Annotated in this window: 2 protein-coding genes; one reads left to right on the forward strand and one right to left on the reverse strand. The window is 35.8% G+C overall.

Annotation, left to right across the window (positions count from 1 at the left end; all coding sequences use genetic code 11):
- Window positions 1-37 precede the first annotated feature (37 nt).
- The gene (gene ppsA / locus ACJROP_RS02515; protein ID WP_406533924.1) at window positions 38-2,314 is read right to left on the reverse strand and encodes a phosphoenolpyruvate synthase; all 2,277 of its coding nucleotides are present in this window, start codon (window positions 2,312-2,314) and stop codon (window positions 38-40) included.
- Between the two features lie 455 nt (window positions 2,315-2,769).
- Here ppsA and ACJROP_RS02520 point away from each other — a divergent pair.
- A partial coding sequence (locus tag ACJROP_RS02520) for a hypothetical protein (RefSeq protein WP_406533925.1) occupies window positions 2,770-6,870 on the forward strand: 4,101 nt, incomplete at its 3' end.

The raw sequence follows: 6,870 nt of genomic DNA on the forward strand, positions 1-6,870 counted from the left end.
TCATATATTAATAAAAATAAAAAAAAGAATAAAAAGATTATTCTAAACGTTTGCGAGCAGCGTCAAGAATAATTTTTTGTTCAGCTCTAGCAACAGTCTTTCTGACATCTGCTATAGCGTCAGTATTTGAAGATACACTTGAGATTCCAAATTCAACAAGTTTTTCAACAATGTGTGGTACACTGCCTGCTTGTCCGCAAATACTGCATTTTACACCTGCTTCAGCACATTTTCTGATTGTTCTTTCAATCAATTTCATTACTGCTGGGTGTTCTTCAGAGTAGTGTTTTGCTACAAACTCGTTGTTTCTGTCAACTGCAAGAGTGTATTGAGTCAAGTCATTGGTTCCTAAACTTACAAAGTCTATTCCAACTTTAATATACTCATCAATCATTATTGCAGCTGCCGGAATTTCAACCATCATACCAAAGTCAACGTCTTTGTGAGGTTCAAAGCCAATTTCGGAACAGAGCGCTTTTGCTTTTACAAGCTCTTCAGGACTTTGTGATAATGGAATCATAATACCGATATTTGTGTATCCTTTTTCGTGCAATTTCTTAATAGCTTTGAATTCACATTTAAGGATTTCCGGTTGGTCGAGCTCTCTTCTGATACCTCTCCATCCGAGCATTGGGTTGTGTTCCCTAGGTTCGTTTTCTCCACCTTCCAATGTAATGAATTCATCGGTTGGAGCATCCAATGTTCTGTACCATACAGGTCTTGGATAGAATGCATCTGCTACAATCTGTACATTGTCCGCAATTGTATCGATTAATTCATCTTCTCTGCCATCCATGATGAATTTATATGGGTGGACACCGGATGTCAACATTAAATGTTCGGTTCTTAAAAGTCCTACACCATCAGCACCGGTTGCTGCTGCCTTTTCTGCAGCTTCAGGCATACTTACATTAGCTTTAACTTCAGTTACGGTAATTATTGGAGCGGCTCCAACTGTTGCTGCTACAGCAGTTGCCTCTTCTTTGGTTTCTGTAATTCCATCAAATACCAATCCTTTTTTACCGTCTAAGGTAACACCGGAATTTTCTTCTAAGGTAGTTGTGGCATCACCAGTACCTACAACACAAGGAATTCCGAGTTCACGGGATATAATGGATGCGTGACAGGTTACTCCACCTTCATCAGTTACAATACCACTTGCCCTTCTCATAGCAGGCACCATATCAGGAGTGGTCATGGTGGTAACCATTATGTCTCCATCTTTAATTTTATCCAATTCGTCAATGTCTAAAACAATTTTTACCTTACCTGATGCCATTCCAGGACTTGCTCCGAGACCTCTTACAAGAACTTCTCCTAAATCTGAAGATGCTTCGCCAGCTTCTTCTGCAACATCACCTAAAGTGGTGATTGGTCTGGCTTGCAACATGAATAAATTGCCTCTTTCAAATGCCCATTCAGTATCCATCGGTTCGCCATAATGGGCTTGAACTCTTTTACCCATTTCGGTCAATTCAATTAGCTCATCGTCAGACAATACCCTTTCATTTCTCAAATCTTCAGGAACATCGACTCTGACACTGGTACCATCCTCATCATTGGTATACATCACTTTCTTATCGCTGACAGTTACATTGATGATTTCATTGTTCTTTTTGTCAACTTGATAGTTATCAGGAGTTACATCACCGGATACGACTGATTCACCGAGTCCCCATGACCCTTCAATCAATGCAATCTCTTCACCGGTTGATGGGTTTACGGTAAACATCACTCCAGCCTTATCTGCCTTTGCCATTTTTTGAACAACGACTGCAATATAAACTTTGGAATGTTCAAAATTATTTTCTTCTCTGTAGAAGATAGCTCTGGCTTCAAACAGGGATGCCCAACATCTTCTGATATATTCAACTACTTCATCATCACCAGACACGTACAAGAAAGTGTCTTGCTGACCTGCAAAGGAAGCTTCAGGCAAATCTTCTGCAGTAGCTGAAGATCTAATAGCTACCTCAGTATCATCTTCACCGACTCTTTGACATAATTGATTATAAGCTTCAAGAATTAGTATAATCATGTCTTCTGGAATAGGGGCTTCATTAATCATTGCTTTAATTTCTTCAGCGGCTGCTTGAAGTTCTTTGGTGTCATTAATATCAATCTTATCAAGAATGCTCATGACTTTATCATTAATTCCGGCCTCTTCCATGAATTTTTCATAAGCTTGTGCAGTTACTACAAAACCTGGCGGTACAGGAATGCCCGCTTGAGTTAATTCACCCAAATTAGCACCTTTTCCACCTGCAATTCCGATATCGGATTTATCTAAATCCTCAAATTTTACGACATACATGAAATATAACCTCTTGGTTTGAAAATAATATAAATTGACAATATCCTCGATAGAAAAACATAGCCAATATTATATTTTAATATGATTTTTAAAGTTTAAATATTTAATTATCTATCAAATAATTTTTACAGATTGAATTTTTTTAGTCAAAAAAATGCGAAGTTCATGTATTACTTAAATGAAAAAAAGTCCAATAAATAATAATATAATCCTCATTTTATAATGATATAAACCATAATTACCTATTGAATAATATAAAACTTATTTATAATTGTTTAAATTTAATATAACACCCAAATATATTTTATTAAACTAAAATACTAATTTTAAGAGTAATACTAAAAAAACATTTATATAATATTATGATTTAATAAATAATTGTATTAATAATTATAACTTTTTTATTATTAAATTAATACAAAATTATTAAAAAATAATATAAGGAGATAAAAATAATGAACGCAAAGCTTAAAAAATCATTCATAACCCTGATGATTTTTTTAGTGTTGATTGTTTCTATAAGCGCGATATCTGCAAGCGATACTGATTCAATTGACGAAGCATTATCCGCAGATGTTGATTTAGAACAGACACTGGAAATATCAACAGATGATGGAATTTTAAGTGATGACGGAGATGACGCAATTATAGCCTCCGATTCATCTGATGAAAATGTAATTGGTGATGGTGAGCCGGGTAATTTCACTACATTAAAACAATTAATTACAGACAATGATGAAATTACTTTAGATAACAGTTACAGATACAATTCAAATGATAATGGATTGCAAACTGGAATCCCGATTACTAAAAATGTAACTATAAATGGTAATGGATTCACAATAGACAGTACTAATGAAGCACAATTATTCACTGTTGATGCTAACTGTAAATTAATTTTAAAAGATGTTACATTATTATCTGATTATGTAATTACATCCGGTGCTACCTCAAAAGGAAATATTCTTAACAAAGGGGAAATTGTTTTTGATAATGTAACATTTACAAGTAAAAGAATAAGTAGTGGAAATGCGATTGCTGCTGCAATATTTAGTGACACTACAGGTAAAATAACAATCAAAAACAGTGCCTTTGTAGATTCCATTTCAAATTATACCGGCACATCTACTGTAATGCCTTATGGTTTAATCTTTAACAAAGGAATTTTAAACATTGAAAATTCCTTATTTAAAAATAATGGAGTTTATTCTGCTGGAAGATCAATGAGTACACAAAACGGATTGATTTACAATTCTAAAACCATGACAATGGAAAATACCTCATTTGAAAATAACTTCATAACCTATAAGGGTGAAGGAATGTCTTTGATTAATGGTATTCTCTATGGTGCTGCTTCAACAACTAACCTCTTTAATAATTGTACTTTTATAGAAAATGTTGTTGAATCACATGCAGCAACAGGTTCCTATCTTGCATATGGAACCATATGTATTAAAGGTGGGGCACCAGTTGTTACAAACTCTAAATTTATTAAAAACAGCGCCTGGACTGGTGGAGCAATAGCCATATTGCCAACTACTGGAAGTGTAACCTTAATATCTGAAAATAACACTTTCATAGAAAACAGCGCCAACTATGATGGATCAATCGCCCTTGGAGGAAGCGGAGGTGCAATTTATATTCACCACAACTCCATTTTAGACAGTAAAAATGACAAATTCATAGACAACTCCGCAGTTTACGGTGGAGCAATATTTGGAAGAACATCTAATACAAATATGGCAAACGTGACCGTTACAAATGCCATCTTTGAAGGAAACACCGCAACAGTGGGCCCTGCAATCTACAGAACCAATAAAACAACTGCAAACAATAACTATTGGGGAACAAACAACCCTGACTTTGAACAACTAATCACTGATGGAACTGTCAGTTTAACTCCTGAAAATTATGTCGTTGTGAAAATTGAAGGAGAAAGCAGTTTATCACAAGGTGCTGTAGAAACCTATACTGTTAACTTCAAAACCAATGACACTGATGAAATTGCTGCATTACCTGAATACACAGTTGACTTAACCGCAACCAACGAATTATCCGATGACAACGTTACAATCAAAGACGGCAGCGCATCATTTACCTATACTGCTAATTCAGCAGGAGACGATGCAATCGTAGCGAGTGCAAATTCACAGGAAAAAGCAAGATTTGAAGTTGCTGTTGAAGGAGGACAAAATATAGAAGGAACCTTTACCGAATTAAGTAACTTCATATGGGATGCAGATGACGAACTTGATTTAGCTAGAGACTACACATTCGATGCTAATGTCGATGCCGGATTGGAAAATGGTATTGTCATCAATAAAACAATAACAATCAACGGTAACGGATTTGCAATCAGCAGCACTGATCTGGCTAAACTGTTCAATGTCGAATCAACAGGTAACTTAATCCTAAAAGATGTTGTCATTTTAACTGACTTTGCTGCAACCGGCACATATGCTAATGTTCGCCCAGAATCCAGCATTAAAAACTTAGGAGCAGTGACTTTCGACAATGTTACCTTCACTTTAAATCAAAACGTGAATACAACCGAAAAGGCTCTTGCTGCAGGAATTTACAATGCAGGTACCTTTGCAATCACAAACAGTAAATTTGTAGACTCATACATATTTACAAATACTCAATCATACTGCTTCGGATTAATCGATAACAATGGCGGAACTTTAAACATTGAAAACACAGTTTTCTCCAACAATAAAGTTATCGAAAACTACACTGCAGGATACGTTAACGGATTAATCTACAACATGGGCACTTTAGCACTTACAAACGTGAACGTTACAAACAATACCATGGAAACTTTAAGTACTACATATGGCCTTATCAGAGGATACACTAACAGTGCAATCACTATCGATAACAGCCGTTTTGAAGACAACACAGTAACTTCAGCTCAAAATAAAGCATACGGAAGTGCAATATACGCTGCAGCAGGATCAATGACCATTACAAACTCCGCATTCATTAAAAATGCTGCAGATACTGCTGGAGCAATATATTCAACTATAGCTGCTACCTTTATTAACAACACTTTTGAGAAAAATACTGCTACCGGACCTGGTGGAGCAATATACTCTACTGGATCCAATACAAAATATATAGACAATGTCTTTAAAGAAAACAAAGCTGCTAACGGTGGAGCATTATACTCTACAGTAGCTTTACAATCAGGTAAAGCATATAACTTCACTGGAAACACATTTATTGATAATGAAGCAACCACAAACGGTGGAGCATTATATGTCGGCACTTCAATTGGTTCCAACAACTACCCAATCGAAAGCAACGTCTTCATAAACAATAAGGCTAACAAAGGTGGAGCAATCTATTCCACAGGAACCTTGAAAATAACCAAAGCTATCTTCAAAGGAAATGAGGCTAATGAAGAAGGTGCTGCAGCATATACCACAGGATCTAGTGCAAGTGCCATTACATACTCAATATTTGACAATAATGTTGCAAACATGACTACCGGACATGTGCTTTATTATCCAGGAAGTTCAACAGCAAACTACAACTATTGGGGAACAAACGACCCTGATTTCAACGAAATCATTGGGGTAAGCAAAAATACCTTAACTGTACCGACAAATATCGTATTATTAACTATTGATGGACCAACAACCGTATCTGCCAGTGAAGAATATCTTATTCTATTTACAGACAATGTAACTGAAGATATTGTTGAATTGCCAGATTACACAGTTGATGTGACTTCAAATATCAATAGCATCGAACCTAGTTCCGTTGTAATCAGTGAAGGCATCGGTTACTTTAATTATGTATTTGAAAACGCAGGTCAAGACACAATTACTGTTCTTTCAGACAACAATGTGAAAGCAACCCTTGACATTAATGAAATAACTGAAGTTTCTGTAAGTTTAACTGCTGAAGACATTAATATGACTTATAAAGATGGTTCTGCTTGGGTTGTTACTTTGACTGATGCTGATGGTAATCCTATTGCGGGTGCTGCTATTAAAGTTGGTATTTATGGCAAGCTTTATAATCGTAAGACCGATGACGATGGTGTTGCTCGTTTAGTTGTTAATTTAGCTCCTGGTTCATATGCTGTGAATGCTACCTTTGAAGGTGATGATATTTACGAGTCTGCATTTGTTAATGGTACTGTGACTGTTAATAAGGCCGCTTCTGTTTTGTCTGGTGATAATATTGTCATGTCATATAAAGATGGCAATGGTTGGATTGTTACTTTGACTGATGCTAATAATAGTCCTATTGCGGGTGCTGCTATTAAAGTTGGTATTTATGGTAAACTTTATAATCGTAAGACCGATGACGATGGTAATGCTTGCTTAGTTGTTAATTTGGCTCCCGGTTCATATGCAGTAAATGCTACCTTTGCAGGCAACCGTTATTATGAATCTGCATTTGTAGAGGCTACTGTAACAGTTAATAAAGCAAATGTTAATATAACTGGTCAGGACCTTGTTATGACCTATCAAAATGGTTCTTATGCTGTAAGTGTTGTTGATGCTCAAGGCAATCCTCTTGCTAATGTTGTTGTTAAGTTC

Source organism: Methanobrevibacter sp. (genome assembly GCF_045220775.1).
GTDB lineage: Archaea > Methanobacteriota > Methanobacteria > Methanobacteriales > Methanobacteriaceae > Methanocatella.